Here is a 26,749-nt window from a genome sequence, read left to right as displayed (position 1 = left end):
GTCCTTTCAGGGGTTCGAGAGCCCACTCTGCCGCACGCGGAGGCATTCGCGTCGCCTGAATCGAGGAGCTCGAGCGGAGCCTCTGAGGCGCCCTCCGTCCTACCGCCCGAGCGTGTCCTTCATCACGGTGAAGAAGTCGGCCGGATAGACAATCTCATAGCCATAGAAGCCATAGGACTGGGTATCCGCCGTGGCCACCATGTCCTGCAATTCATCGTAACGACGGGCGGCGATGGTGCTCCACGTGCTCCGGGTGTCGTACCAGCCCGGGTTGGCCAGGCGGCCCGCCGCGAGCTCCTGCTTGTACAGGCGGTCCAGGTAGCCCAGCGCATAGATGATGTGGTTGTCGCCGCCGCTGTAGTCGCGCGTCACCTCCGAGTACACGAAGTACTTCTTGTTGCTGTCATAGCCATGCTTGACCACGTAGTTCAGGCCCTGCAGCAACATGTCGATGAGCACCGGCTCGCTCACCCCCGACGCCTTGCCCGCCGCGGAGAACTGCGCGTCCGCTTCGCGGAACTTGATGAGGTTCGCGATGAGCGCACCCGCCATCCAGGGGTTGGTGCCGGTGGCGTTGTACCCGGCGTTGTTGTCCATCTTCGTCATGGTCCAGTAGCCCGTCCCCTGGGCGGCATCGTTCACGCCGAGGACGGTGTTGGAGACGCTCCCCGTGGCCGGGTTGTAGCCAACGTGGTTGAGCGGAGTCTTGAACCATTGAATCAGGTAGCTGACCAGGCCGCCCGCCACGTCCTTGTGGTACGTCGCATCCCCCGTCACGCGCACGTATTCGTTCATCACGTAGAGGGGCCAGCTGTAGTCGCGCTCGGCTTCGCGGTACCTGTCCGCCGCGTTGAACGGGCGCTTGAAGAAGTACGGCGACACGAACTTCCACCAGTTCGCAATCTCCGTGAGCACGTCCAGAGCGCGCTTGTCACCGGTGAGCAGGTAGCTGTGGCTCAGGCCGCTCACGTGCGCGTGCCCCCAGTGCAGGTTGCGGACCTGGTGGTCCACGTTCTCATGGTTGATGGCGTGCACCTCGCCAGCCGGCTGCGGCATACCGCCCGTGGCCCAGTATCCGGCACGAGGACCATGGGACACGTCGAGGTCCATGAAGTGACGGGTACTGATGTCTGCCAGCTGGAACCAGCGCGGGTCCCCGCTGCGCAGGAACTGCGTGAAGAAGTTATTCGCACCAACGTGTGTGTCATTGTAGAAGCTGGGCACGCGCACGTCGTTGATTTCGAGCGCCCAGCCCGGCCGCAGCCGGTCGCCGTAGTCACGCCAGCCGAACATGGTGGCGTTGCCATCTGACTGGTCGATGCTCTTCTCGTAGATGCCTTGCATCAGGTGGGCGTCGTACCCCTTGGCGGCCCCGCTCGCGGTGCCGACGTTCAGGTCGCCGAAGACGCCCGACGCGGCGTACCAGGCCGGCGAGGCCATCAACTCCAGGCGGTGGCGCTGATAGCTGTCGTTCAGCGCATGGAGCGTGCTGGTGGTGGGCGTGCCGCCGCTGGAAGCCAGGCGCAGCTGCCAGGTCTTCGCGCCGCCAGGGCGCGCGAAGTACATGCTCTCCGCGCGGCGGTAGCTGACACCCGACAACACCGGCTGCGCGGTCTCGGTACCACCGGCACGCGCCGGGAACAGGGAGGCCGTCAGGGTATTGCCATTGACGCTCAGCTCGCCGGGGAACTGCTGCCAGAAGTCCCTCACCATCAGGGCCAGGTGACGGCTGCCGGAATCCAGCGCCACCCAGCCGGCCGCCTTGGCCCCCGTGCCCACGCCGCTGTAGCTGAAGGTGTGGCCCAGGTCGTTGCCGTCCTCGAAGTGGAACTGCCCCTTCTGCAGGAGGTAGTGCTCGCCGGACACCTTGGCGCCGTACGCCGCGCCGCCCTCACCCCCGAAGCGGTAGTCGGCCGCGCTGTCGGAGAGGTAGTGCCAGCGCATCCCCAGGGCCCTGGCCGCAATGGCAAACGACGTGGGCGTGTTCTCGACGTTGGCCTCGAGGCGGTCGTCGATGACGGAAACCTCCAGGTCGACCTTGTCGGAGCCCTGGTGCGCGTAATAGCGGACCAGGTATTTCATCAACCTGGCGCCGCTGCCGTTGGTGAGCGAGCCCTGGGCCTTGATGACCGCGCGCATCGGCCCGCTCTCTTCCACGGTGACGACCGCGTCGGTGGCCGCGGAGGCGGTGTACTCGAGGTTGTCGTAGGCGTTGACCATGAACAGGTCGCCCGCGTCGATGAGCTGCTCACCGGCGTCGAACGTGCCGTTGCCGTTGGCATCGCGCCAGAGCCGGGTGAGGACGCCCTTGCTGCTGACGGCGAACTTCACCAGGCCGGTATCGACGGTGAGCTCGGTCGACGGGCTGCCAGCGACGGCCACGTTGCGCGGCAGCGCGGCGCGTACCACGCCAGGGCCGTAGGCGACGCGGTAGGAGCGGGCCTCTCCGAGGTCGGCCACGAGGTGCGTGAGGGCCACCTTGATGGAGCCATCCGGCCAGCGCGAGATTGCGTCGAACTGCGCTGGCACCTCCTGGCTGCCATCGCCGGTCTCCAACCGCAGCGCGGAGAGGTCGGACAGCGCTCCTCGGGGAAGGGGGACACCCGTGCGCAGCGGCACCTTCTCGGCCGTCGGTCCCGCGGCGAGGCTCAGGGGGACGTACTGGGTCCCGGTGACGACCACCGGAGTGAAGTGGGCCTCCACGGTGGTGTCGGCGGTGAGGGAGGTGGTGCATGCGGACGTGCCGGTGCAGCCGCCTCCGCTCCAGCCGCCGAAGCTGTAGCCCGCCTCGGGCACCGCGGTCAGCGTGACGGCGGTGCCGCTGGCGAACGAGCCCGAGCAGGTGCTGCCGCACGAGAGGCCGGCGGGGCTGGAGGTGACGGTGCCGGACCCGGTACGGGTGAGCGTCAGCTGGAAGGACGTACCCGCCGGGGTAGGGTCGTCAGGCTTTCCGGTGGAAGGCGCATTGCCAGTGCAGGCGAGCAGGAGCAGGGAGGCGACGGCCGTCGTCAGCCAGCCTTCCTTGCGAACGAGAATTTTCATCAAGGCCGGCAGTGCAACCACCAGACCAGCCCCGAGGCGTGCGCTCCGTCCCTGTGAAGACGCGCACCTCGTGCCGGGAGCGGCCGGGCGCATGGGGTGGACACCACCCCCTGTTCTGAGGGGCGGAGCCCACGCCAGGCGGCTGCTGCTTCGCGCTCGTCAGCGCCTTTTCACAACTCAGTAGCAGGTGCCTACGCCACTGCAGCTGCAGTTGTTGCTCGCGAACGAGTAGTCGTCGGACGCGGCGGCGAAGCTACCCAGGCCGTAGTCGTGCTTGGCGCAGTCCTGCGTGTACGCCGTCGTGCCCACGCACGGCGGGGTGCTGGTGATGCCGCAGCCCTGACCGCAGCGCCCCTTGCAGCCGTTGTCACCGCCGTTGCAGCTGCAGCCCATGCCCGCCTGACGGTAGTAGCCGGACCCGATGTACTGCGTCCCGCAGCTGCACGACAGGTGGACCCAGCCGCGCTCCGAGACGTACTCGTACGGCGTGAGCGTCTCGCCCACCGGGACAATCTGCATGAAGCTCGTCTGGCGCATGGCGGCGTCCTCGACGCGCGTGCGCGGCGTGGCTTCCGTCTGCGGGACGATGGCCGAGATGCCAGCCAGCAGCGGGGCAATCAGCTGGGCTTGCGCCGCATCCAGCGGGGCGCCGCTCGGCATGAAGTTGCCGACGCCCTGGTTGTAGTCGATGTGGAACCCGATGACCGGGTCTCCGAAGTCGTACGTCACCTCGACGACCTTGGACTCGGTCTCCACCACCAGCGCGCGCACGGACGCTCCACCCGCGCGGTACGTGGCCTCGAGCGTCGTCTCGTCATGCTGGAGGAGCGCGAAGCCTTCCGCCTCTTCCGCCTGCTCCGCCGGCCCGTTCGAACAGGCCACTGCCATCGACAGCGCGACTGCACACAGGAAGAGCCTCTTCATCTCGTTCTCGTTTCCGTGAAGCGGGTGGGCACTCAGGAAGCGTTGCGAGGGTAGAAAACTCTTCCTTGACAGATCAACCTGAATTATCAGAAACTGAGAATCCAACGCGCTCAGGACGGCAGCTCGACGACGAACTCGCTGCCCACGCCCGGCTCCGACTTCAGCGACACCTTCCCGCCCAGCACGGACACCAGCTCGCGCACCAGCGTCAGCCCCAGCCCCATGCCCGGCTTGGACTTGTGGTCCAGCGGCTCCAGCTGCTGGAAGGGCTCGAAGACGCGCGCCTGGGCCTCCGGCGGAATCCCGGGGCCGCTGTCTCGCACCCGCATGCGCCGCGCGTCCGCCACCACCTCCACCGCCACGTGGATGCCGCCCTCCTGGGTGTACTTCACCGCGTTCATCACCAGGTTGAGCAGCACCAGCTCCGCCATGCGCGGGTCCGTCTGCGCCAGGGCCTTCCCCGCCGGCCGCGCCAGCGCCAGCTTCAGCCCCTTGCGGTCCGCCTCGACGCGCACCTCTCCCAGCACCTCCTCCGCCAGCTCCACCAGGTCCACCGGCTCGCGCCGCACCACCAGTCGCCCCTGCTCCAGCTGGTTGTACTGGAGCACCATCTCCGTCATGTCCCGCAGCCGCAGCGTGGAGCGCACCATCCGCTCGAACATCTCCGACGCCTTCGGCTTCAGCGGGCCCACCTCGCGCAGGAAGGCGTGCTGGGTGAGCTGCAGCACCGACAACGGCGTGCGCAGCTCGTGGGACACCAGCCGCAGCAAGGTGCACCGGGACTCGCTGGCCCGCTCCGCCGACTCGCGCGCCGAGCTGGTCGTCTCCAGCGCCGCCTCCAGCTGGCGCTTGCGCAGCCCCAGCTCGCGCGCCAGCAGCTCCACGTCCGACGTGCGCGCGTCCAGCGCCCCTTGCAGCACCTCGCGCGTGCGCTTCACCACCGCCAGGTTGGACACCCGCGCCAGCAGCTCCTCCGCCAGGAAGGGCTTCACCAGGTAGTCCTGCGCCCCCGCGCGCAGCAGGTCCACCCGCAGCGCGTCGTCCGCCCGCGCGGTGAGCATGAGGATGGGCGTGGACTCCAGCCCCTCCCTCGCGCGCACCTCGCGCACCAGCAGGTCGCCGCCCATGCGCGGCATCATCACGTCACTGACGATGACGTCCGGCCGCAGCGCCTCCGCCTGCCGCAGCCCGTCCTCGCCGTCCGCCGCGGTGGCCACCCGGAAGTCCTGCGCCAGCGTCTCCGCCACGAAGCGCCGCATCTCCCGCGTGTCCTCCACCACCAGCACCCGGGGACGGTAGGGGTCCTCCGGCACCACCACCGGCCCGTCCTCCGGGGTCCGCAGCACGTCCACCTCCGCCCGGGCCACCAGCGGGAGCGTGTCCGGCTCCGGCACCGAGCGCAGCTGCGTGTCCGAGGGCGCCAGCAGCGGCAGCTCCACCACGAAGCGCGCCCCGCCGCCCGGCCGCTCCTCCACGCGGAGGTTGCCGCCGTGCAGCGTCACGAAGTCGCGCGCAATCGCCAGCCCCAGCCCGGTGCCGCCGAACTCGCGCGTGGTGCCGCCCTCGCCCTGGCGGAAGCGCTCGAAGATGACCTCGCGCAGCTCGGGCGGCACGCCCGGCCCGCTGTCCTCCACCACCAGCCGCCCCCACCCCGCTTCCGCGCCCAGGGCCACGCGGATGGAGCCCTCCTCCGGGGTGAACTTCACCGCGTTGGCGAGCAGGTTGAGCACCACCCGCTGCACCTGCTCCGGGTCCACCTGCGCGGGGAGCATGCCCGGCAGCTCCAGCGAGAAGCCCAGCCGCCGCTCCGCCACCAGCCCCTCGAAGTTCTCCGCGCACAGGCGCACCAGCCGCGACAGGTCCGTCTCCGCGTAGGACGCCTTCATCTTCCCCGCGTCCAGCTTCGCCACGTCCAGCAGCGCATTCACGTGCCGCATCAGCACCCGCGTGTTGCGCCGCACCACCTCCAAATCCCGGCGGTCCTCCGCGCTCAGCCCGCCGCGCTCCAGCAGCCGGTCCACCGGGCCCAGGATGAGCGCCAGCGGCGTGCGCAGCTCATGGCTGACGTTGGCGAAGAAGCCGGTGCGCTGTGCCTCGGACGCCTTCAGCTTCGCGTAGAGCCCCTCCAGCTCCCGGCTGCTCGTCTCCAGCCGCACCCGGCGCTCCTCGGACAGCCGCGCGGAGGCCACCACCGCCGCCACCTGGCGGCGCAGCGGCACCAGGTACAGCCCCGTGGCCACCGACGCCACCGCCGTCACCCCCTTCACGCCTCCGGCCAGCCAGTAGGCCGAGTTCCACACGTTCCACACCTCCATCAGGTGCGTCAGCCCGCACGCGCCGATGAAGACGCCGAAGGAGAGAATCATCCCCCCGAAGGGCAGCCGGATGCGCCGCACCAGCACGAACAGCGACAGGGAGATGAAGAGGTACGCGGCGCCGGTGAGCGCGTCGGACAGCACGTGCAGCGCCACCAGGTCCGGCTGCCACTGGTAGCAGTGGCCGTGCGGCATGTACCAGGCGCCGTAGAGGATTTCCCTTAGCCCTGAGAGCAACCCCTCCGCGGCCCCCGCCGGGGCCTCCGCGAACACGACTCCGTGCCCCACATGTTCCAGTGGGTCGTTCATGGCGCGCTCCGCCCTTGCCACACGGTCAGAAGGCCCCCCCTGGACCCTCTGCCGAGGCAGCGGAGGAATTTCATGCAAACCGGGCAAGGTGCGTCACCCCCACGCGTCTTCGCACGGTGGGTGCAGGACATTCGCCCCCGGCGGGGAAATGGGGTAGAGGCGCGAGCCGCCATGCTCGTGTCGCTCGTCATCCCCGTCTACAACGAGATTCCCACCCTCGCGGAGCTGCTCCGCCGCTGCATCGCCGTCGACTTCCCGAAGGAGCTGGTCCTCATCGACGACTGCTCGAAGGACGGCAGCCGCGAGTTCCTGCGCCAGCTCGCCGAGCAGGGCGTGGGGGTGCTGGGCGGTACGCCCCACAACCGCAACGAGGTGCGGGTGCTGTTCCAGGAGAACAACCAGGGCAAGGGCGCGGCGCTGCGCCGCGGCTTCGCCGAGGCCACCGGGGACATCGTCATCGTCCAGGACGCGGACCTGGAGTACGACCCGCGCGACATCCCCAAGGTCATCCAGCCCATCCTCGACGGGGACGCGGACGTCGTCTTCGGCAGCCGCTTCACGGGGACGCCGCGGCGCGTGCTGTACTTCTGGCACACGGTGATGAACAAGACGCTCACCACGCTCTCCAACATGACGAGCGGGCTGAACCTCACGGACATGGAGACCTGTTACAAGGCCTTCCGCACCGAGGTGCTGCGCTCGGTGGACGTGGAGGAGGAGCGGTTCGGCTTCGAGCCGGAAATCACCGCCAAGGTGGCCCGCGGCAACTGGCGCGTCTTCGAGGTGCCCATCAGCTACCACGGGCGCACCTACGAAGAGGGCAAGAAGATTGGCTGGAAGGACGGCGTGCGCGCTCTCTATGTCATCTTCAAGTATGCGGTGAAGCGCTGAGCACGGCGCCGCCCTCCAACAGCCCCTTCGCCGCCACCACCGCGTCGTGGGTGCCTGTCAGCGCGAGCACGTCGCCCGCGCGCAGCACCTCGCTCGCGGTGGGCACGGACACGCTCTCCTCCCCACGCTGAATGGCGAGCACCGTGGCGCCCGTCAGCCCGCGCAGGTTCAGTTGCGCCAGCGTCCGGCCCACCGCGGGGCTCGCGTCCTCCAGCCGCACGGGCACCGGCTCGCCCAGGCCGGGTAGCAGCTTCGGAACGTCGTCCAGGGCGTGCTCCTCCGAGCCCGGCTCCTTCGAGTGGGACTGCGCGGCCAGCGCCGCCACGACGACCTGGGCGCCCGCGCGGACATGGCCGTGCAGGTTGGTGGCGCCGCGCCAGAAGGCGATGCCGAGCGTCACCAGCAGCGCGAGGATGATGAGCGGCCCCGTCGCGCCCCGCATGAACGGCTGGGTGATGGCCACCACCGGCACGCCGATGAGCAGCACCGTCACCACCTGCAGCGTGACGAGCAGCAGCCTCCGGGGCGCCGCCGCCAGGTCCACCTTCCCATCCGTCCGCTGGGGCAGCGCCGCCTCCGCGAGCAGCGTCCCCAGCCGGCGCGCCAGCGTGATGATGCCGATGAGGAACGGCACCGCGAGGACGACGGCCCCCGCGATGATGAGGTGGCCCGCGAGCGAGCGGTCCACCCCCGTCCGCTCCTCCACGAACAGGGTCACCTTCGCGGCGGCCAGCGACGTGCCAATCACCAGCAGGATGAGCAGCGCCGCGTCCACCAGCAGCAGCCGGACGACCCGCCGCACCACCGCGCCCCGCGTCTGGCTGGGAGGCGCCTCCCGCAGCCGCTCCACCCAGGTGCCATACAGCGTCGCGAACGTCTGCAGGGGCTTGGGCAGCTTGCGGTCCACCCACGTCGCCGCCGGGCCGGAGGCCTTGATGAGCATGGGCGTGGTGAGCGTCGTAATCGCGGAGACGGCCACCGCCACCGGGTAGAGGAAGTCCCCCGTCGCCTTCAGGGACAGCCCCAGGCCGGCGATGATGAAGGAGAACTCGCCAATCTGCGCCAGGCTCATCCCCGCCTGCACGGACGTGCGCGTGCCGTTGCCCGTGAGGAACGCGCCCAGGGTGACGCCGAGAATCTTCCCGAAGACGACGACGACGGTGAGCACCAGGATGGCCGCCCAGTACTTCGCCACCAGCGCCGGGTCGATGAGCATGCCCACCGACACGAAGAAGATGGCCGCGAACATGTCGCGCACCGGCTGCACCAGGTGCTCCACCACCTTCTCCTCGCCGGACTCCGCCACCAGCGAGCCCCCGAGGAAGGCCCCCAGCGCCACCGAGTAGCCGAAGGCCTGCGCCAGCAGCGCCACCGCGAAGCAGATGCCCACGCTGGCCACCAGCGTCGTCTCCGGGCGGTTGAGCCGGACGACGGCGCGCACCGCGCGGGGGATGATGAAGAGGCCCACCACCACCAGGCCCACGAGGAACGCCACCAGCCGTCCCGTGGTGAGCGCCAGGGCGCCCATGGACAGGCCCGCGCCGGTGGAGATGGCCGTCAGCGTGGCCATCAGCAGCACGGCGATGAGGTCCTCGACGATGAGCACGCCCACCACCAATTCGCGCAGGCGGCCCTTGATGCCCTGCTCGTCGAAGGCCTTGGCGATGATGGTGGTGCTGGAGATGGCGATGAGCGCGCCGGTGAAGATGCTCTCGCGGGACGTCCACCCGAAGGCGCGGCCCACCACGAAGCCGAGCCAGATCATGATGGCGCACTGGATGACGGCGGTGAGCCCCGCCGTCAGGCCCACCGAGAACAGCTTGCGCAGGCTGAACTCCAGCCCGAGCGAGAACATCAGCAGGATGACGCCCAGCTCCGAGAGCGTCGTCACCACCTCCGGGTTGGCCACCAGGGGAATGGGGACGTAGGGGCCAACGACCAGGCCGGCCAGGATGTAGCCGAGGACGACGGGCTGGCGCAGCCGCTGGAAAAGGACGGTGGTCACCGCCGCCACGCACAGGACGATGGCGATGGCCTGGAGGACCTCGTGGGCTCCGTGCATCAAGACACCTCCGCGCCACCATGGGCGCGTACGAGCAGAAGGGAAATGGGGGCCATGGACCCGGGGACGGAGCGTCACGTGGACGACCCCTCCGGGGCACACGGCTGGCTGGACTCGCGCGGCGCCGTCACCGGGACGGCTGCGAGAGGGCACCTGGGAGGAGGAGGCTCGCGGGGCGGTGGCCCGGCGAGGACACCTGGGAGATGAAGGAGGGCACCGCCCGCACCGGGGCAGTGCTCGCCATCAGCCGCGCGCGGGAGGCCCGCGCAGGGGTCGGGTGACGAGGGGCGGCTGGTCCGCGAGGCCGCTGCGCGCGGACACCGACGCCACCGGGTAGCGCACCCGGCGGGCGATGGCCGTGTCCGAGGGCGCCTGTCGCGCCCGGCTCCAGCGCGGCACCGCGAAGGCGGCCGGGAAGGCTCCGCGCCCGCGCGCCGCGCCCCAGCTCGGGTGCGCGGGGAAGAAGGACGGCGCGCCCTCGAGGGCGGCCCAGGTGTCGAAGCCCGCGCCATGAAAGCGCAGGCAGAGGGGCTTTCGCGCGGGGGCCTCGGTGACGCCCCGGAGGCCATGCGCCCCCGCACCCACGGCCGCGTCGCCCACGAGGAGCCCCACCACCCCGGCCTGGCTGCCCGGAGCGAGCCACGGTGCCTCGGCCCCGCCACCCGACCCGGGCCTCGACACCTCGAGCCGCGACCCCGGCTCCGCGAGCGCGGCGCTCCCGAGGCTCAGCCCCAGCGTCAGGAAGACACCCACCATGGCGACGAGCCACGGCCCGCGCGCTCCGCTCCCGGCGCCAGTCCTTCGCGAGCTGTGGCCGTGGGCGCGCTTCACCCCTCCAGTTATTACGCGGCCCTCCGGCGAGTAAAGCACTCCCGTACCCTTTGTAGGTTCATGTCCGCCCCGCCTCATCGGACAGGTCTCCCGTTCGATGGAGCACACCTGCCCCGCCCCTCAGTCTCAGTCTGACGGCGGCCGGCCAGGGGTCACCGTCAAGCCACTGCCCCAACCTTCGAGCGATTCTTAGGTTCCGGATGTGCTTTCACGATTCTTGCTCTACGGGTGTACGGGGTGGGTGTTGGAGGTCCTGTTCACGGGGACCGGCGCCGCCATGAAGCGGGACAGGAGCGCCACCGCGCGCACCTACTTGTGGATGCACCCCATCTACGGAGGCACGGCGCTGGCGCTGGAAGAGGTCTCCGCCCGGCTCAAGCCCCTGCCCCGGCCCCTGCGCGCCCTGGCCTACACCGCCCTCATCTTCGCGGCGGAGTACGGCACGGGCTGGGCCCTGAAGCGGCTGCTCGGCCGCTGCCCGTGGGACTACTCGCCGCACCGGTGGAGCGTGCACGGCCTCATCCGCCTGGATTACGCGCCCGCCTGGTACCTTACCGCGCTGCTGTTCGAGCCCGTGCGCGACGCCCTGCTCCACGTCACCAGCGATGCCCTCCGCCACACGCCCGAGTACCGGCAGGCCGAGGAGGCGGGGACGCTGCCCGAGGGGGCGCTGCCCGAGGGGACGCCCGAGGAGGCCGGGGTGGTGGCCCGGCGCTTCGAGCAGGCCCAGGCTGAGTCTGCCTCCCTGCACTGAGACCCGGGGCAGCGCGCGTCCGCTGGCCGACTGCTCTCCAACCTGAAGTGGAAGCTGCTTCCGGCTTTTCTTCCTCCGTGTTGCGGTGCGTAGTACCTTCCGCGCGACTCCCCCTCACGCTCTGGGGAAATTCCGCCGCCTCCCCGAAAGTTCCCGCCCTCGTATGTTTGACTGGCTTCACACCCTCTTTTCGCGTGACCTCGCCATCGACCTGGGCACGGCGAATACCCTCATCTACATCCGCGGCCAGGGCATCGTGTCGAACGAGCCCTCCGTGGTGGCCGTGCAGCAGGACGCGCGAGGGGGCAAGAAGGTCCTCGCGGTGGGCAAGGAGGCCAAGGAGATGCTCGGGCGCACCCCGGGCAACATCGTGGCCATCCGTCCGATGAAGGACGGCGTCATCGCGGACTTCGAAATCACCGCGGCGATGCTGCGCTACTTCATCCAGAGCGCCCACAACCGCAAGACGCTCGTCAACCCGCGCATCATCATCGGCATCCCCTCGGGCATCACCGAGGTGGAGCGCCGTGCGGTGCGCGAGGCGGCGGCGAACGCGGGCGCCCGCGAGGTCTACCTCATCGAGCAGCCGATGGCCGCGGCGATTGGCGCGGGCCTGCCGGTGACGGAGCCCAGCGGCAACATGATTGTCGACATCGGCGGTGGTACGTCCGACGTCGCGGTCATCAGCCTCGCCGGCATCGTGTTCGCCAAGAGCGTGCGCATCGGCGGCGACAAGCTGGACGAAGCCATCATCCAGTACGTCAAGCGCAAGTACAACCTGCTCATCGGTGAGCGCACGGCCGAGCTCATCAAGATGGGCATCGGCACCGCGTACCCGACGGACGAGGTCATGACCATGGAGATCAAGGGTCGCGACCTGGTGGCCGGCGTGCCGCGCACCCTGACGGTGTCCAGCGACGAGGTCCGCGACGCGCTCGCCGAGCCCGTCAACGGCATCGTCGAGGCGGTGAAGCTCACGCTCGAGCGCACCCCGCCGGAGCTCGCCGGTGACATCGCCGACCGCGGCATCGTGCTCGCCGGTGGCGGCGCGCTCTTGAAGAACCTGGACACGCTCCTGCGCGAGGAGACGGGCCTGCCCGTGTTCCTCGCCGAGGACCCGCTGTCCGCGGTGGTGATTGGCGCGGGCAAGGCGCTGGAGTCGCTCGACATCCTCCGCCAGGTCTGCCAGCCGGGCTGAGCTTCAGCACGGTGCTTCACGGCCACGGCGCCCAAGCTCCCGCGACACTTCGCGAGGGCCGGCGCCGTTCGCTTTTTCCGTCCTCGTACCCGTGGCGGTTTGACAGGCGTGCGGGCCGTGGACTGTGGTGGCGCGTATGAGCCCATCCACCCTGCGTCACACGCTGTCAGGACTCGCCGCCGCCGCGTTGCTGGTGGCCTCCCCCGCCCTCGCGGACTGGTCCGCGGATGCCACGACGAAGGTGTCCGCACCCGCCGGCCAGAAGGCGCCGCCCGGCCAGAAGGCCCCGCCGGAGATGAAGGGCCGCATCTACGGGCGCACGGGCCTGCTGCGCATGGACACGCAGGTACCGGCCCCGCCCCAGGGCACCGGCATGGCCATGTCCATCCTGTTCGACTTCGACAAGCGCACCGGCACCACGCTGATGCACGCGCAGAAGATTGCATCGGTGCGGAGCCTGGATGAGCTGCCGATGAAGCTCCCCGGCTCCTGCATGGGGAAGACGCAGGACTACGACGCCTGCTTCCTGGAGCAGGGCTACAAGAAGACGGGCACCGAGAAGGTGAACGGCCACGCCGCCACCGTGTACGAGGGCTCTCCCGCGAGCGTGGATGGCAAGCCGATGCGCCAGAAGCTGTGGCGGCCCACGGACCTGCCCCAGGTCCCCTACGTGCGCGCGCAGACCTTCAGCGCCGATGGACAGGTGACGGAGCTCAACCTCACCAACATCCAGGAGGGCAAGCAGCCCGACTCGCTCTTCACCGTGCCCGCCGACTACCGGAAGATGGAGGTCTCGCCCTCGGGCGCCCCCATGGGCGGCCTCAAGCGCGAGGACTTCCAGGGCAAGACGCCCGAGCAGATTCAGGAGCTGATTCGCCAGCGCATGAGCCAGGGCGCACCGCCGCCGCAGGGTGGTGGACAGAAGCCCTGAGCCTCCGCTGCTGAGCGGTGGCTCCTTCACACTCCCCGGGGCCTTCGGTTGAGGGGACCTGACGGCGTGGGCAACCTCGCTCCCGCGCGTGGGCGCACTGGCGCTCCGCGCGGGCGGGAGGCCCGGCTCATGAATCGAAGAGAGTTCCTCGATGCGACGCTCGCGCTGATGGCGGCCCCGGGCCTCGCCGGCGCGGCGGCACCGGCAGCGTCCCAGGTGCAGACGGTGTCCCGGCGGAAGCTGGGACGCACCGGCCAGGAGGTGTCATGCATCGGCCTGGGCGGCTTCCACATCGGCACGCAGAAGGACGCGGCGGAGAGCGTGCAGCTCATCCGGCGTGCGCTCGACGGCGGCATCACCTTCCTGGACAACTGCTGGGACTACAACGACGGGCAGAGCGAAGTGCGCATGGGCCAGGCGCTGCGGGACGGCTACCGCGCGAAGGCCTTCCTGATGACGAAGCTCGACGGCCGGGACAGGAAGACGGCCGCGAAGCAGCTTGACGAGTCGCTGAAGCGGCTCCAGACGGACCACGTGGACCTGCTCCAGCTCCACGAGGTCATCCACGCGAATGACCCGGAGCGCGCCTTCGCGAAGGGCGGCGCGATGGAGGCCATGGTGGAGGCGCAGAAGGCGGGCAAGGCGCGCTTCCTGGGCTTCACGGGACACAAGTCCCCGGCGCTGCACCTGAAGATGCTGGAGGCGGCGAAGCAGCACGGCTTCCGCTTCGACGCCGTGCAGTTGCCGCTCAACGTCATGGACGCGCACTACGACAGCTTCGAGAAGCAGGTGCTGCCCGTGCTGGTGCGCGAGGGCATCGGCGTGCTCGGGATGAAGCCCATGGGGGACCCGTTCATCCTGGACAGCAAGACCGTCACCGCGCCGGAGTGCCTGCGCTACAGCCTGTCCCTGCCAGTGAGCGTGGTCATCACCGGCATCGACTCTCAAGAGCGGCTGGAGCAGGCGCTGTCCGTGGCACGGGGCTTCAAGCCGCTGTCGGAGGCGCAGGTGAAGGGGCTGCTCGCGAAGACGCAGCAGGCCGCGAAGGATGGCGCGTTCGAGAAGTACAAGACGAGCCACCACTTCGACGGCACGGTGAAGAACCCCGAGTGGCTGGGGTAGCGCGCCTCAGCGCAGACGGTGCTTCGCGTAGAGGCCGTCGCGCCACTCGAGCAAATCCTGGAAGCGCTCGGCGAGCGCCGGGTGGCTCCACACCTCGCGCGTGCCGGGGCCCAGGGGCAGGTAGCGGTCATCGGGTGCGCGCAGGACCTGGAGCATGGCTGCCCCGTTGATGTCCGCGTAGGTGAAGCCGTCGGCCAGGTAGGGCCGGCCGCCCAGCTCGGCGCGGAGCCGCTCGAGGGCGGGGACGACAGTCTCCTGGATGGCGGCCTCCACGTCGGAGGCGGCCTGGTGCTTCCGGGCGATGAAGCGCGCGCCCATCCGCGCGGACGGCGCCATCAGGCCCCGGAGGAAGCCGGGCACGAAGCCAGGGAGGCTCTCGCGCTGGGCGCGCGGGTTGTGGAGCAGGCCCATGAGCACGTGCGCGCGGGCCACCTTGAGCACGCGGTCCCCCGTCTCCTCCCAGCGGGCGTTGAGCTCCGCCGCTTCGGGAGGGAAGAGCGGCGCGCCCGACCCCATGGCCTCCGCGCGCTTCGCGACGTTGAACGAGCCGGTGATGGCGCCGTCCTCGTCGAGCAGCATGGGGACGGAGGGGTGCACGCCCTTCGGCGTGCGCCAGCGCAGCAGGGGCTCGCCAATGAGGGGCATGTGCTCGCGGTAGCGGAAGGAGACCCGGTGGTGGTCCAACGCCCAGAGGACCTTCTCCGTCCAGCTCGAGTACCGCAGTCCGTAGAGTGTGCGCATGAGGCCCGGAACACTACGCCGCGCGGAGGCTCGGGCCCAGGGCCTGCTTCATAGGGTGCAGAGCCCACAGTCCAGCAGGCAGTCCCGGTAGCCAACCCCCAGGCCACACGACTCGGTGACCTGGCACCTGCCGTCACCGCACTGGTAGACGTCCGACGCCAGCATCCTCGTGGTGAGGGCCTTGTAGCGGATGCCGTTCCTATAGCAGGAGCCGTAGTAGGGGCTCAGCAGTCGCAAGTCACAGTGCAGCTCGCAGTTCCCCACGGGCACCATTGGCGGGCAGTTGTCCTCCATCTGCAGCGGGCCCGGTGAGAGCGCGCACTCACGCAGGGAGCTCTTGCGCCCGGACAGCAGGCCCTGGTCGCTGCCCACGTAGACGCCCTCACCGGTGAAGAGGTTGCCGAAGAAGCAGGCCTCGTGCTCGGAGAACGCCGCCAACTCCGCGCCGCTGTAGGGAATGGGCTGGCCCCGGCTGTTCTCCCCCAGCACGGAGATGGCCATGGTGATGCCCCGCTTGTTGGTGTGCGCGGCCAGGCAGGCCGACACCACCTGCTGCTCCGCCGTGGTGGCCTTCTGTCCGTGGGCCCAGTCTGGCGCGAGGCCGAGCAACCCGAACCACGCATACGCCCGCCCGTTGCGCGGGTCCGTGTAGCCGCGCACCTCGCCTGCCGGCACCGCGCAGCGCACCACGTACCGCATCACCATGTCCGCGAGCGCCGGGTTCGACTGGAACCACGTGCCGAACTGCGACGACGACAGGCCCGCGGTGGACAGCCCGTTGAAGGACAGCCCATTGAAGGACAGGCCGTTGCGGGACATCCCATTGAACGACAGGCCGTTGAAGGACAGGCCATTCGCCGAGCCCAACTCCTGCTCGGCCGTGGCCATCACGCTGGCCGTGTCCGCGCCGACGTCTTCCACCGGGCCACAGCCCACCCCGGCCACCAGCAACGCCACCGCGAACAGGCACTCCACATGTCTGGACCGCATGCGCTCCCCCCATCTTGAGTCGTTGGCGTCACCTGCTGAGTCCTCCGCGGAGGCCTCCGGGGACATCCGGGTCGTGCTGTGCTGTCGAGCTGTCCGGTGAAATCCCCTTGAAAGAGTTTCGCGCTGGCACTCGATGGGAATTCGCCACCCCGACTTCCGTGCAGGTGAGCGTCGGGCGCGGGACAGCGACGGCGTGGGGTACCGGACGCTCCCATGTAACACCACTAGTACCGTCGCCGCATTGCGCCCGAAGCGCGCGGCCGGTGGCCAGAACAGACCACCGGCCGGCGACACTCCGTCAGAGGTAGTACGGCGAGACAGCCTCGGAGATGCGCGCGACCAGGTCCTCGACCTGCAGTCGCTCGTCACCGCTCAGCGACGGGAGCTGCGCGGTGAGCATGTCCCGCACCTCGCGCAGCGCCGAGTACGAGGCCAGGGCCTGCTGGCTCTTCAGGATGTCCACCATGGTGCGGCGCGAGGCATAGCTGCGCACGCCGTCCACGTTGAGCAGGATGGCCCTCACGTCGGCGATGACCAGCGGCAGCAGCGTGGACGAGTTGGGCGGGTTGGCTTTGAAGGAGCCGCGGTCCGCCGCCGGGTCCAGGTACAGGCGCGCCAGGGTGCGCCGCGCCAGCTCATCCGCCCGGGCGGCGTAGTGCGGGGGCGAGCCCGCGGGCACCTGGAGCGGGGGCCGGAACTGGGCCATGGCGAGCTGGTAGGCGGTGACCTGCGTCTGCGCATTGCCCGCGCGCACGAACTGCAGCACGGGGTTCATGTAGAAGCCGACCAGGGACTTGAGCCGGTCCAGGTTCGCCGTGCTGTACATCAGCTGCGTCATGGTGTCGTGGAACTCGGGGACGTACCACTTCGTGAGCGGGTCATCGAAGCGGTCATGCCGGTTGCAGAGCGGGTCCACGATGGTGTCCCCGTCCGTGCAGAACGGCAGCGTGGGCACCTCCGTGGACAGCCCGTAGAGGTAGCGCACCGCCTCCACGTCATACGGCCCGGGCGCGGTCCCGTACACGGTGTCCTCCTCGACGATGTAGTCCATCACCGACGTGGAGCGCACTGTCGAGGGGCCACCGGCGTACACGCGCGAGCCCGCGAAGTTGTGGCGCAGGCCCAGCGTGTGGCCAATCTCGTGCAGCACCACGTTGGTGAGGTTCGCCTCCACCTTCTGCTTCTTGGTCAGCGAGGCGAGCGCCGGTGACGCGGACAGTGCGCCCGCCTTCGGCACCTCCAGGTCGCACAGCGAGCCGCCCGACATGCCGGCCCAGGACATGCGCAGGGACGTATGCGGCGCCTGGGCCCCGGTGAGCGCGGCCCCACTCAGGTCGTCGCTGTAGTCGAGGTCCGCCAGAAACAGCCACAGCGCGGGCAGGTACACGCTGGCGCCGCGAATCTCGCCAGTATTGGGGTTGGTGCGCATGTTCGCGAAGGCGAAGGGAATCCCTTCATCCGTGTCGAAGATGAGGAAGTTCTTGTCGTCGTCCGCGAAGCTCTGCGTGTTTTCCGCGACGACAGCCTCCAGCGCCTTGAAGCCGAACGCCTGGTTCCAGCCCTCGATGCCGCGCTTCACCGCACCCGCCACGTCGTACTGCTGGTAGCGCGGGTCGTTCTGCAGCGTGAGGACGGTGGGGGTGATGTACCAGCGGATGGGCTTCATGCCCGGGCGGATGTTCCACTTCATCGGCGTCTGCTCGGTGTAGCCCCCGGTGTTGGGGATGTACCGCTCGTCGCTCAGGAAGTAGTGGTCCGTGTCCGGCCGCGGGGTGGGCGTGAAGCCCGGGCCCTCGCTGTACTTGCGCAGGGAGAGGGCGAGCGTGCCGGAGTAGCGGTACGGGTTGTTCTCCAGGAAGTAGAACGCGAGGTCGTCCGGCACGTCCATGTAGCCGGTGTAGACCTGCTCGAAGGCGACGCCGTCCGCCAGGGTGCGGAAGCGCTGCGCGAAGCTCAGCTCCATGTTGAACGGGATGCGGCGGGGCCCGAGCAGGTCTCCCACCACGCCGAAGCGGTTGAGGCCCGCCGTCGGGTCGATGAGCACGTACTGGTCCGAGCCGCGCGTGCGGTTGAACGGGCCGTAGTCGGTGACGACCGGGTACGCCTCCACCAGGATGTCCGGGTCGAACACGTCGCTGATGGCCTTGCCGTCCGCCACGTCCAGGACGAAGAGCTTGCCGTTCTGCTCCTTGAAGCTCACCACGCGCGTACCCAGCGAGGTGGCCGCGTCGTAGAGCACGCCGCCAGGGTGGGCCTGCTTGAGGTACGAAGACATGAACCACCGCTGCGCCAGCTCGCTGCGCCGGATGGCCAGGTAGAAGCTGGTGCCGGAGTCGTCCACCACACCCTGGAGCTGCTGCTCCACCTGTTGCTTCTGTGACGCGCTCACCGCCCGGGGCACGGCCACGAAGGCGGAATCCAGCGAGATGGGCAGGGCGTCGGCGGGGGACTCGGGGACTTCCGGCGTGGGAACGTCCGGGGGGCTTCCGCAGGCGGTGCTCAGCGCCACGGCCAGGGATGCCGCGCCCAACCACGAGCGATGCAGGGGGAACCGACTTCTCGACATGAGTGACTCCAAGGTGCGGACCGCGCACGACGCGGGGCCCGTCGTTGGAGGAACGAAGTCGTGCGACGAGGTTCCCGGCACTATTCCGTGCGCCCCGGATGCCACGCGTGGCGCAAGGACTTCGACGGTGGGCGATATGCCCTCCGCGCGGGTGCGTTGCACCGCGAGGGCCTGTCGGAGAGCGTCACGCGGGAGACGCGCGGCGGCGGCGCCGGATGGGGTGAAGAGCCATCACCGGGCACGAAGTGCGAGCATCCGGCCCACACGCCGAGGTGTGACACGTGGAGGGCCCTCATGAATGACCCTGTGCCCGCGGCACCGTCTTCCCAGCCGCGCCTGCCCATGCACCGGGGGCTTCGCACCGGTCTGCTCGTCTGGGCCTGCGTGGCCCTGCTCATCTCCGCGTCCGGCGTGATGCGGTTCGTGCCGCCCTTCATCATCCCGATGCTCATCGGCGGCAGCGTGCTGGCCTTCTGTATTGCCTGCGCCGCCTCGCGTGACTTCCGCGCCGCGGTGCTCACCGTGGACCCGCGGCTGGCGGTGCACTACCACGTGGTGCGCGTGGTGGCGGGAATCGGCTTCCTGGTGCAGTACGAGCGGGGCGAGCTCCCAGGCGCCTTTGCTCTTCAGGCGGGCTGGGGAGACATCGCCGTCGGGCTCGCGGCGCCGGTGGTGGCGGCTCTCGCGCTGCCCGCGGACACACCGCTGAAGCGCGGCGTGGTGCTGGCCTGGAGCGTGGCGGGCCTGGTCGACATCCTCTGGGTCGTGGGCAACGCCCAGCGGATGATCTTCTCCGAGGGCAACCTGCTCGTGCCCGCCACGCTGACGCGCTTCCCCTTCTCCCTGCTGCCGCTGTTCGTGGTGCCGCTGGTGTTCATCACCCACGGCCTCGTGCTGGCGCGGCTGCTGCGGAGGACGTGACGCTCAGTCCATCAACTGCTGCGCGAGGTACACGTGGTGCAGCGCCCAGCGGCGCGCGTTGAGCAGCGGGTCCGCGTCGTTGGAATGGCCGCCGTCGGTGTTCTCGAAGTAGAGGTACGGCAGTCCCATGGCCTCCAGCCTCGCCGCGAACTTGCGCGCATGGCCCGGGTGGACGCGGTCGTCCTTGGTGTTGGTGGTGATGTACGGCTTGGGGTAGCGCACGTCTGGCTTCAGGTTCTGGTAGGCGGAGTACTTCGCGATGAACGCCGCGTCTTCGGGCACCTCGGGGTTGCCGTACTCGCCCACCCACGACGCGCCGGCCGGCAGCTTGTGGTAGCGCAGCATGTCGATGAGCGGGCTCTCGATGACGGCCGCGTTGAACAACTCGGGGTGCTGGGTCAACGCCACGCTGGTGAGGACGCCACCATTGGAGCGCCCGTAGATGCCCATGCGGCGCGGTGAGCTGACCTTCCTGCGGACGAGGTCCTCCAACACCGCCGCGAAGTCGTCGAACGCGCGCTGGCGGTGCTCACGCAGCGCGGACTGGTGCCAGCGGGGACCGAACTCGCCGCCGCCCCGGATGTTGGCGACGACGTACGCGCCGCCGCGCTCCAGCCAGAGCTTGCCCACCTCCGGCTGATACACGGGCGTCTTCGACACCTGGAAGCCGCCGTAGCCGTGCACCAGCGTGGGCGCCGTCCCGTCCAGCTTGCGCGTCTTCGAGCGCACCACGAAGTACGGCACCCGCGTGCCGTCCTTCGACACCGCCTGGTACTGGTCCACCCGGTGCGTGGACGCGTTGAAGCGCGCCGGCAATGACTTCACCTTCTGCACCGTCGCCTTCGTGGCGTCTCCCAGCCACAGGCCGGTCGGCTCGAGGAAGCCCTGGGACTTCACGAAGAAGCGGTCATGCGCCGACGAGGTCGCGGTGATGCCGACGGACGCGTTCTTCGGCAGCGCCAGCCGCTGGTGGGACCAGCGGTCCTTGATGGGTTCATAGACGTCGATGAAGCCCTTCACGTCCTCGTACACGTTGACCAGCAGCCGGGTCTGCATCGCGGCCACACCGTCGATGGCCTGACGCGGGCCGGGCTGGAACACGAGCCGGGGACGCGCCGACGCGGCGTCCTTCCGCAGGTCCGCGAGGGCGTAGGACAGAAGCGCGCCCTGCTTGAAGCGGCCCCAGTCCTCCTCGAGCGTGAAGAGGACCTGGCCCACCACGTAGGCCTGGAACGACGCCTTGCCCGGCAGGGGCACGCGCATGGGGGCCGCGTCGCCGAGCAGATAGAACTCGGACTCGAAGAACGTCACGGCGCGATTGACGAGCACGCCCCGCAGCTGGCCCTCGGAGTCCCGCAGCAGCTGGGGCGAGGCCTGCACGTCCTTGCGCTCGCCCCGGAAGACCTCCTGTGCCTCCGCCAGCGGCGTGCCGCGCTTCCAGCGCTTGAGCACGAAGGGGTAGCCGGACTCGGTGAGCGTGTCGCCGCCCCAGTCCCGGCCGACCAGCAGCGTGTCCGCGTCCAGCCACTCCGAGGACTGCTTGCCCTCCGGGAGCCGGAAGCCGCCGTCCACGAACTTCCCGGCGGCGGCGTCGAACTCGCGCACCGACACCGCGTCCTTGCCGCCGTCGGAGAGCCGCAGCAGGCACCGCTGGTCCGCGGGCGGCAGGCAGTCACTGCCCTTCCATATCCAGTTCGTGCCCTCGGTCTTCGACAGCGCGTCCAGGTCCAGCACCGTCCGCCACTCGGGGGTGGGGCTCGCGTAGCTGTCGAGCGAGGTGTGCCGCCACACGCCGTGCGGGTTCGACGCGTCCTGCCAGAAGTTGTCCACGCCGCCCGCCCGGAAGTCGGGGGTGGGGATGCGGTCGGTGGCGGTGAGGAAGGTGAGCGCCTCCGCGTGGAAGGTCTCGAAGCGCGGGTCCTTCTCCAGCACCGCCAGCGTCTTCGCGTTCTGCGCGCGCACCCACTCCAGCGCCCGCGTCCCCTGCACCTCCTCCAGCCAGAGGAAGGGGTCCTCCTCGGCCAGGGCCACGGGGGCCGTCAGCAGCCCGGTCAGCAGCGACGCGATGAACACCCTGTGCATGTCCTCATCTCCCTGGAGTCGAAGGCGGGCCGGCAACACCTCGCGACGCCCGCCATTCCCACGGCTTGACGCCCCGCCAGCACACCGGGAGTCTTGTCCGCGATGACCCGACCCGCCAGCCTCCTCGCGCTCCTGCTGCTCCTCCCCTCCGCCGCGCTCGCCGCACGTCCCACCGTGCTCCGCGCGCAGCGGCTCTTCGACGCCCGCTCGGGCAAGGTGGTGTCACCCGGAGTGGTGCTGGTGCGCGACGGGCGCATCGAGGCCGTGGGCTCCGGGGCCGCCCTTCCCAAGGACGCGGAGGTGGTGGACCTGGGAGACGCCACGCTGCTGCCCGGCCTCATCGACGCGCACGTCCACCTGGACTCCGAGCGAAGCGATGACTACCGGCAGGACCAGTTGGACTCGCTCCAGAAGCCGGTGGCGGAGCTGGCGCTGGAGGCAGGCGAGCATGCGCGCCGCACGCTGCGTGCGGGCTTCACCACGGTGCGCAACCTGGGCTCCGCGCACGTCATCGACATCGGCCTGCGCAACGCGGCACGGAGCGGGATGCTGGAAGGGCCGCGCATCATCGCCTCCGGCGCCGCGCTGGGTGCCACCGGTGGCCACTGCGACACCCACGGCTTCCGCGAGGGTGCGCTCGCCGAGGAGTCGGCCGGGGGTGTCGCGGACGGGCCCGATGCCCTGCGCGGCCAGGTGCGCAAGGCGCTGAAGTACGGGGCGGATGTCATCAAGGTGTGCGTCACCGGCGGCGTGCTCTCCGAGGGCGATGACGTGGACGTGCCCCAGCTCACGCAGGCGGAGATGGACGCGGCGGTGGACGAGGCCCACAGCCTCCGCAAGAAGGTGGCCGTGCATGCCCACGGCGCCACCGGGGCGAAGCGCGCAATCAAAGCGGGGGCCGACTCCATCGAGCACGGCACCTTCCTGGACGACGAGGCGTTCCGGATGATGGTCGAGCGCAACACCGTGCTCATCCCCACGCCGCTCAACCAGCGCATCTACGACGAGCAGAAGGCGCGCGGCGCGAAGTTCCACCCGCGCGTCTGGGAGAAGATTCAAATCGCCGCGAAGGCCCGTCGTGAGTCGATGCGCCTCGCACTGGCGCGGAAGGTCCGCATCGGCTTCGGCACCGACGCGGGCGTCATCCCGCACGGCCGCAACGCGGAGCAGCTCGGCATCCTGGTGGAGTACGGCATGAGCCCCACCGATGCGCTGCGCGCCGCCACCACCGTGAATGCGGAGCTGCTCGGGCTCTCGCAGGAGCTGGGCAGCCTGGAGCCCGGCAAGGTGGCGGACGTCATCGCCGTGCCCGGCGACGTGCTGCGCGACGTGCGCGCCACCGAGCGCGTCTTCTTCGTCATGAAGGAGGGCCGGGTGGTGCGGCACGACGCTGCGCCCACCACCGCGGCCACGAGCCGGTAGCGTCCGTCAGGGCGCGGGCTTCGGGAAGGCGACCGGGCTGCGGTGGCCGTCCTTGTCCACGGCGCGCACGCCGAAGAAGAAGTTGTCCTTGGACAGGCCCGGCACGGTGAAGGTCGTCACGTTGCCCACCGGGAGCACGTGCGTCCACAGCGCCTCCGTGGTTTCGCGGTAGACGATTTCGTAGCCCGCGACGTCCGGCTCGGGGTTCGCGTCCCAGGCCAGCTCGGTGTCGTTGGTGAGCTTCGCGGTGATGATGCGCGCGTTGGCGGGGACGGCCGGCGCACGGGCGAGGGCCGCGAGCGCGGCGGCGTTCACCCGGGCCACGCGGGTGATGTACGCGAAGTCGACGAACTCGGGCAGGTCGCCGAAGACGGTGCCGTTCTCACTGCGCACGTCCTGGTGCTGGTGGGCGTAGTTCTCGTGCGGCTCGGTGAAGCGCAGCGCCGCGTAGCCCTGCTGCAGGAAGGGGATGTGGTCCCCGCCCCGGCGGTAGCGGTCCCTGCGGTAGATGATGTTCACCCGCATGCCGGTGGCGCTGTTCTCTCCGACGTCCTTCACCAGGCGCGCGAGCTGGCGCGAGGGCGAGTCGTTCTCTCCACCCACCGAGCGGCGGGTGTTGGCTTCCGTGGCCGTCTCGGCCGTGGGCACGCCTTCCGCGAAGACGCGCACGGTGAACGGGTCCGGCGAGCCGTCATCCGCGCGCGAGCTGCCGACGATGTCGTTGGTGAACATGCCGGCGATGTTGCGCCCCGCCGCCTTCGCCTGCGTGGCGAAGTACGTGGAGCCGTAGAGCCCCTGCTCCTCGCCCGCGACGGCCATGAAGACGATGGTGGCGTCGAACTCGCGCGTGGCCATGACGCGCGCCATTTCGAGCACGGCGGCCACTCCGGAGGCGTCGTCATTGGCGCCCGGCGCGTCGCAGGTGGGGTTGATGGGGTCACCGCACATCGAGTCGTAGTGGCCGCTGACGACGTAGACGCGGCCCTCGGACGCGGCCTGCTTGCCCTTCAACGTGGCGACGACGTTGGTGATGACGGTGGGGACGGGGATGCGCGAGGCGGGCTCCTGCACGTAGCTCTGGAGCTCCACCGTCATGCGCCCACCCGAGTTGGCGGCGATGGCCTCGAAGCGCGAGCGGAGCCAGTCGCGCGCCGCACCGATGCCGCGCGCCGGGTCGTCCTGCACGGAGAGCGTGTTGCGGGTGCCGAACGAGACGAGCGTGCGGATGGTGTTCTCCACGTTCTGCGCATTCATCTCGCGCAGCATCTCCCGCACGTCGCGCGGCACCGGCCTTGCTGCCTGTTCGTCGTCGCGGCCCTGCGCCGACTCCACCGGTGCGGCGCTCGCGAGCCGCGTGCCCTTCGAGGCGTCGGGGCCGGCGCACCAGGCGAGGAATGGGACGAGCAACACACACGAAGCACCCAGTGCACGGGAGGCATGCCGGATGGACCGCACGGCGCCCGGGGCCGGGCGCGCTTCAACAGGTCGGCTCACAGTCTTCTCCTCGGGAAACGGGCCCGTCCGCGCCGGCACGCACGTGCGCGGGCGACAGACCCGGACAGCGGCGGGACGGTAACACCTCCATGGATTCCCAGAAGTCACAGGAATCTCTGCTGCAATGCGCCGTGGCCGTTCCCACACGCGAGTGACGCGGAGAATTCGCGTGGCGCCATCATCGCAGCCCGCGGTGCGCACGGGTGCCCACGCGCTTGCAACGTGCACGCCCTGCCGTCATGGTCCGCGCCAGCACTGCCTCCCCGTCACGCCCATGAGCTTCTCGCCGCCCGTCACCTCTCCTTCGGATGTCCTCTCCGTCCTGCGCGAGCGCGGCTACGCCGTCCTCAGTCGCGCGGGCCTATGCGAGTTGGTGCACACGCCGGCTCCCGAGCTCGATGCGTTGCTGCCGACGTGGAACGACCTGCCGCTCGACGGGTACCTGCGAGACGGTGGTCGCTACCGCTCGCGCCGGCACTCGTGCTTCGTCGTCGACGGCGCCTCCGTCTCCCAGGTGCCGCACCGCGCGCACTGGCAGCCCGTCGAATACAACGCGCTGCACGGCGGGCTGGAGCGCTGGTTCGAGCCGATTTCCCCGGGCGTCATCTCGCAGCCCGCGTGGTCGCGACTGCTGAGCGAGCTGGGTGCGTGCTGCTCCGGGCTGAAAGGGGCTCGGCCCTGGTACGTGGAAGCGCACCAGTTCCGCATCGACACGACGGACGGCATCGGCCGGCCGACGCCCGAGGGCGCGCACCGCGACGGCGTGGACTTCGTCGCCGTGCTGCTCACGGGCCGCGAAGGCATCAAGGGCGGCGAGACACGTGTGTTCGAGGCGGCCGGACCGAGCGGCATCCGCTTCACGCTCACCGAGCCCTGGTCCGCGCTGCTGCTCGACGACGAGCGCGTGATTCACGAGAGCACGCCCATCCAGCCGCTGGGCGGCACCGGACACCGGGACACGCTCGTGCTCACCTTCCGCGCGAAGGGCTTCCAGGGCCCCTGAGCATGGGCAGTCGTCGCTTGGGAAGTTTGTCCAAGCCCCGCCCGCACCGGTATGACCCCGGTGTGACGACCCCTGGAAGAGTGTCCCTGCTGGAGAACGTGCGCGGCGTGCTCATCGCGCTCGTGGTGATGGGGCACTCGCTGGAGCCGCTCATCGCCCGCGAGCCGCTGGCGCGGGCGCTCTACACGGCCTTCTACCTGTTCCACATCCCCGCCTTCGCGTTCCTCTCCGGGCACCTGTCGCGCGCGGAGTGGAGCCGGAAGGCGCTGGCCGGCATCGCGTGGTCGCTGCTCGCGCCGCTCGTCATCTTCCAGGTGCTGTACGTGGCGTTCGACGCGTGGGTGCTCGGCAGGGGCTCGAGCCGCACGTGGCTGGTGCAGCCGTACTGGCTGCTCTGGTTCCTGTGGAGCCTCGCGTGCTGGCGGCTCGTGCTGCCGCTGCTTCGCCGCCTGCCAATGCCGCTCCTGGTGTCCGTCCTCATCGCTGTCGGAGCGGGCCTGCTGCCATGGGTGGGCTATCTCTTCGGCCTCTCGCGGACGTTCGTCTTCCTCCCCTGCTTCGTCGCCGGCTACCTGGCGCGGAGGGAATGGCTGCTGGGTGAAGGCCCGCGCCACCGCGTACTTGCCGGGGCCCTGTTCGTCGCGCTGGGCGGCGCGGTCTGGGCCATGGCTTCCGGGACGCTCGCTGCTCCGAACCCGCAGTGGCTGTACGGCAGCGCCAGCTATGCGGCGCTCGGCGTGGCCCCGCTCACGGGCATGGCGACACGGCTCGCGCTCCTCGGCTGCGCGCTCGCGCTCACCTGGGCGCTCTTCCGGGTGTGTCCCCGGGGCGACAGTGTCCTCACCCTTCTGGGCGGACGGAGCCTGCCGCCGTTCCTGCTGCACGGCTTCGTGGTGCGTGGAATCGAGAAGGCCGGTGGCTTCTCCTTGTTGCACGGAGTGCCCGGCGTCCTCCTCTCGCTGGCCGGGGGCGCGGTCCTCGCGCTGCTGCTCAGCCACCCGCTCGTCGTGGGTGTCACACGCCCACTCTGGGAGCCGCGGCGACTCTTCGGTCGGGTGTGAGACAGACCGGTGGTCCGCAAGGACCCGGTCTGTGCGCGTGTATAAAGGATGCGGGCTTCCGGTACGTAGCGTCCCCGCATTTCCCAAGCG

19 protein-coding genes are annotated in these 26,749 nt (G+C 69.8%); 9 read left to right on the top strand and 10 right to left on the bottom strand.

What is annotated here, in order from left to right:
* Nucleotides 1-99: 99 nt before the first annotated feature.
* The 3 genes from G4D86_RS39680 to G4D86_RS39670 all read right to left on the bottom strand — a co-directional run bounded on the left by G4D86_RS39680 (nucleotide 100) and on the right by G4D86_RS39670 (nucleotide 6,590).
* A complete protein-coding gene (locus G4D86_RS39680) occupies nucleotides 100-3,042 on the bottom strand; it encodes an exo-rhamnogalacturonan lyase family protein (protein ID WP_163999502.1) in 2,943 nt (980 codons plus the stop codon).
* Between the two features lie 177 nt (nucleotides 3,043-3,219).
* Entirely contained in the window at nucleotides 3,220-3,966 is a 747-nt protein-coding gene (locus G4D86_RS39675) for a hypothetical protein (RefSeq protein ID WP_163999501.1), read from the bottom strand.
* Nucleotides 3,967-4,076: 110 nt separating this feature from the next.
* Nucleotides 4,077-6,590 carry an ATP-binding response regulator gene (locus G4D86_RS39670; protein WP_163999500.1) on the bottom strand — a complete coding sequence of 838 codons (2,514 nt, stop codon included), beginning with the start codon at nucleotides 6,588-6,590 and terminating at the stop codon, nucleotides 4,077-4,079.
* Nucleotides 6,591-6,761: 171 nt separating this feature from the next.
* Between G4D86_RS39670 and G4D86_RS39665 the strand changes: the two genes are divergently transcribed.
* A complete protein-coding gene (locus tag G4D86_RS39665) occupies nucleotides 6,762-7,481 on the top strand; it encodes a glycosyltransferase family 2 protein (RefSeq protein WP_163999499.1) in 720 nt (239 codons plus the stop codon).
* Here the strand turns inward: G4D86_RS39665 and G4D86_RS39660 are convergent.
* Together G4D86_RS39660 and G4D86_RS39655 are read right to left on the bottom strand one after the other, a co-directional pair.
* Nucleotides 7,459-9,543 (bottom strand): monovalent cation:proton antiporter family protein, encoded by a 2,085-nt coding sequence (locus tag G4D86_RS39660; protein WP_163999498.1) that lies wholly within the window; start codon nucleotides 9,541-9,543, stop codon nucleotides 7,459-7,461. The genes G4D86_RS39665 and G4D86_RS39660 overlap by 23 nt on opposite strands.
* 243 nt (nucleotides 9,544-9,786) lie before the next feature.
* Entirely contained in the window at nucleotides 9,787-10,374 is a 588-nt protein-coding gene (locus G4D86_RS39655; RefSeq protein ID WP_163999497.1) for a hypothetical protein, read from the bottom strand.
* 202 nt (nucleotides 10,375-10,576) lie between these two features.
* Between G4D86_RS39655 and G4D86_RS39650 the strand changes: the two genes are divergently transcribed.
* The 4 genes from G4D86_RS39650 (at nucleotide 10,577) to G4D86_RS39635 (ending at nucleotide 14,379) form a co-directional block, all read left to right on the top strand.
* Nucleotides 10,577-11,128 (top strand): putative ABC transporter permease, encoded by a 552-nt coding sequence (locus G4D86_RS39650; RefSeq protein WP_163999496.1) that lies wholly within the window; start codon nucleotides 10,577-10,579, stop codon nucleotides 11,126-11,128.
* Between the two features lie 163 nt (nucleotides 11,129-11,291).
* On the top strand, nucleotides 11,292-12,326 hold the full coding sequence (locus tag G4D86_RS39645) for a rod shape-determining protein (RefSeq protein ID WP_011556714.1): 1,035 nt from the start codon (nucleotides 11,292-11,294) through the stop codon (nucleotides 12,324-12,326).
* Between the two features lie 136 nt (nucleotides 12,327-12,462).
* Nucleotides 12,463-13,257 carry a hypothetical protein gene (locus G4D86_RS39640; RefSeq protein ID WP_163999495.1) on the top strand — a complete coding sequence of 265 codons (795 nt, stop codon included), beginning with the start codon at nucleotides 12,463-12,465 and terminating at the stop codon, nucleotides 13,255-13,257.
* Between the two features lie 129 nt (nucleotides 13,258-13,386).
* A complete protein-coding gene (locus G4D86_RS39635) occupies nucleotides 13,387-14,379 on the top strand; it encodes an aldo/keto reductase (protein WP_163999494.1) in 993 nt (330 codons plus the stop codon).
* Between the two features lie 6 nt (nucleotides 14,380-14,385).
* On the opposite strand, the gene G4D86_RS39630 is transcribed toward G4D86_RS39635, so the two are convergent.
* The 3 genes from G4D86_RS39630 to G4D86_RS39620 all read right to left on the bottom strand — a co-directional run bounded on the left by G4D86_RS39630 (nucleotide 14,386) and on the right by G4D86_RS39620 (nucleotide 18,676).
* Nucleotides 14,386-15,120: a glutathione S-transferase family protein gene (locus G4D86_RS39630; RefSeq protein ID WP_163999493.1), complete on the bottom strand. Its 735-nt coding sequence runs from the start codon at nucleotides 15,118-15,120 to the stop codon at nucleotides 14,386-14,388.
* Nucleotides 15,121-15,168: 48 nt separating this feature from the next.
* Nucleotides 15,169-16,110 (bottom strand): hypothetical protein, encoded by a 942-nt coding sequence (locus G4D86_RS39625; protein WP_240360735.1) that lies wholly within the window; start codon nucleotides 16,108-16,110, stop codon nucleotides 15,169-15,171.
* Between the two features lie 298 nt (nucleotides 16,111-16,408).
* Nucleotides 16,409-18,676 (bottom strand): zinc-dependent metalloprotease, encoded by a 2,268-nt coding sequence (locus tag G4D86_RS39620; protein WP_163999492.1) that lies wholly within the window; start codon nucleotides 18,674-18,676, stop codon nucleotides 16,409-16,411.
* A gap of 294 nt (nucleotides 18,677-18,970) precedes the next feature.
* Here G4D86_RS39620 and G4D86_RS39615 point away from each other — a divergent pair, with 294 nt between their 5' ends.
* Nucleotides 18,971-19,597 (top strand): hypothetical protein, encoded by a 627-nt coding sequence (locus G4D86_RS39615; RefSeq protein ID WP_163999491.1) that lies wholly within the window; start codon nucleotides 18,971-18,973, stop codon nucleotides 19,595-19,597.
* Between the two features lie 3 nt (nucleotides 19,598-19,600).
* On the opposite strand, the gene G4D86_RS39610 is transcribed toward G4D86_RS39615, so the two are convergent.
* Complete coding sequence (locus G4D86_RS39610; protein ID WP_163999490.1) at nucleotides 19,601-21,679, bottom strand: prolyl oligopeptidase family serine peptidase; 2,079 nt, start codon at nucleotides 21,677-21,679, stop codon at nucleotides 19,601-19,603.
* A 102-nt stretch (nucleotides 21,680-21,781) separates the two neighbouring features.
* Between G4D86_RS39610 and G4D86_RS39605 the strand changes: the two genes are divergently transcribed.
* A complete protein-coding gene (locus tag G4D86_RS39605) occupies nucleotides 21,782-23,101 on the top strand; it encodes a metal-dependent hydrolase family protein (protein ID WP_163999489.1) in 1,320 nt (439 codons plus the stop codon).
* Nucleotides 23,102-23,107: 6 nt separating this feature from the next.
* Here the strand turns inward: G4D86_RS39605 and G4D86_RS39600 are convergent, their stop codons facing one another.
* The gene (locus G4D86_RS39600) at nucleotides 23,108-24,511 is read right to left on the bottom strand and encodes a M20/M25/M40 family metallo-hydrolase (protein WP_205520190.1); all 1,404 of its coding nucleotides are present in this window, start codon (nucleotides 24,509-24,511) and stop codon (nucleotides 23,108-23,110) included.
* A gap of 358 nt (nucleotides 24,512-24,869) precedes the next feature.
* Here G4D86_RS39600 and G4D86_RS39595 point away from each other — a divergent pair, with 358 nt between their 5' ends.
* Nucleotides 24,870-25,598 carry a 2OG-Fe dioxygenase family protein gene (locus G4D86_RS39595; RefSeq protein ID WP_163999488.1) on the top strand — a complete coding sequence of 243 codons (729 nt, stop codon included), beginning with the start codon at nucleotides 24,870-24,872 and terminating at the stop codon, nucleotides 25,596-25,598.
* A gap of 80 nt (nucleotides 25,599-25,678) precedes the next feature.
* Nucleotides 25,679-26,659 carry an acyltransferase family protein gene (locus G4D86_RS39590; RefSeq protein ID WP_240360734.1) on the top strand — a complete coding sequence of 327 codons (981 nt, stop codon included), beginning with the start codon at nucleotides 25,679-25,681 and terminating at the stop codon, nucleotides 26,657-26,659.
* Nucleotides 26,660-26,749 lie beyond the last annotated feature (90 nt).

The organism is Pyxidicoccus caerfyrddinensis (genome assembly GCF_010894405.1).
Classification (GTDB): domain Bacteria; phylum Myxococcota; class Myxococcia; order Myxococcales; family Myxococcaceae; genus Myxococcus; species Myxococcus caerfyrddinensis.
The sequence above is the reverse complement of the archived record's forward strand: the minus strand, read 5'-3'. Positions and strand labels throughout refer to the sequence as shown.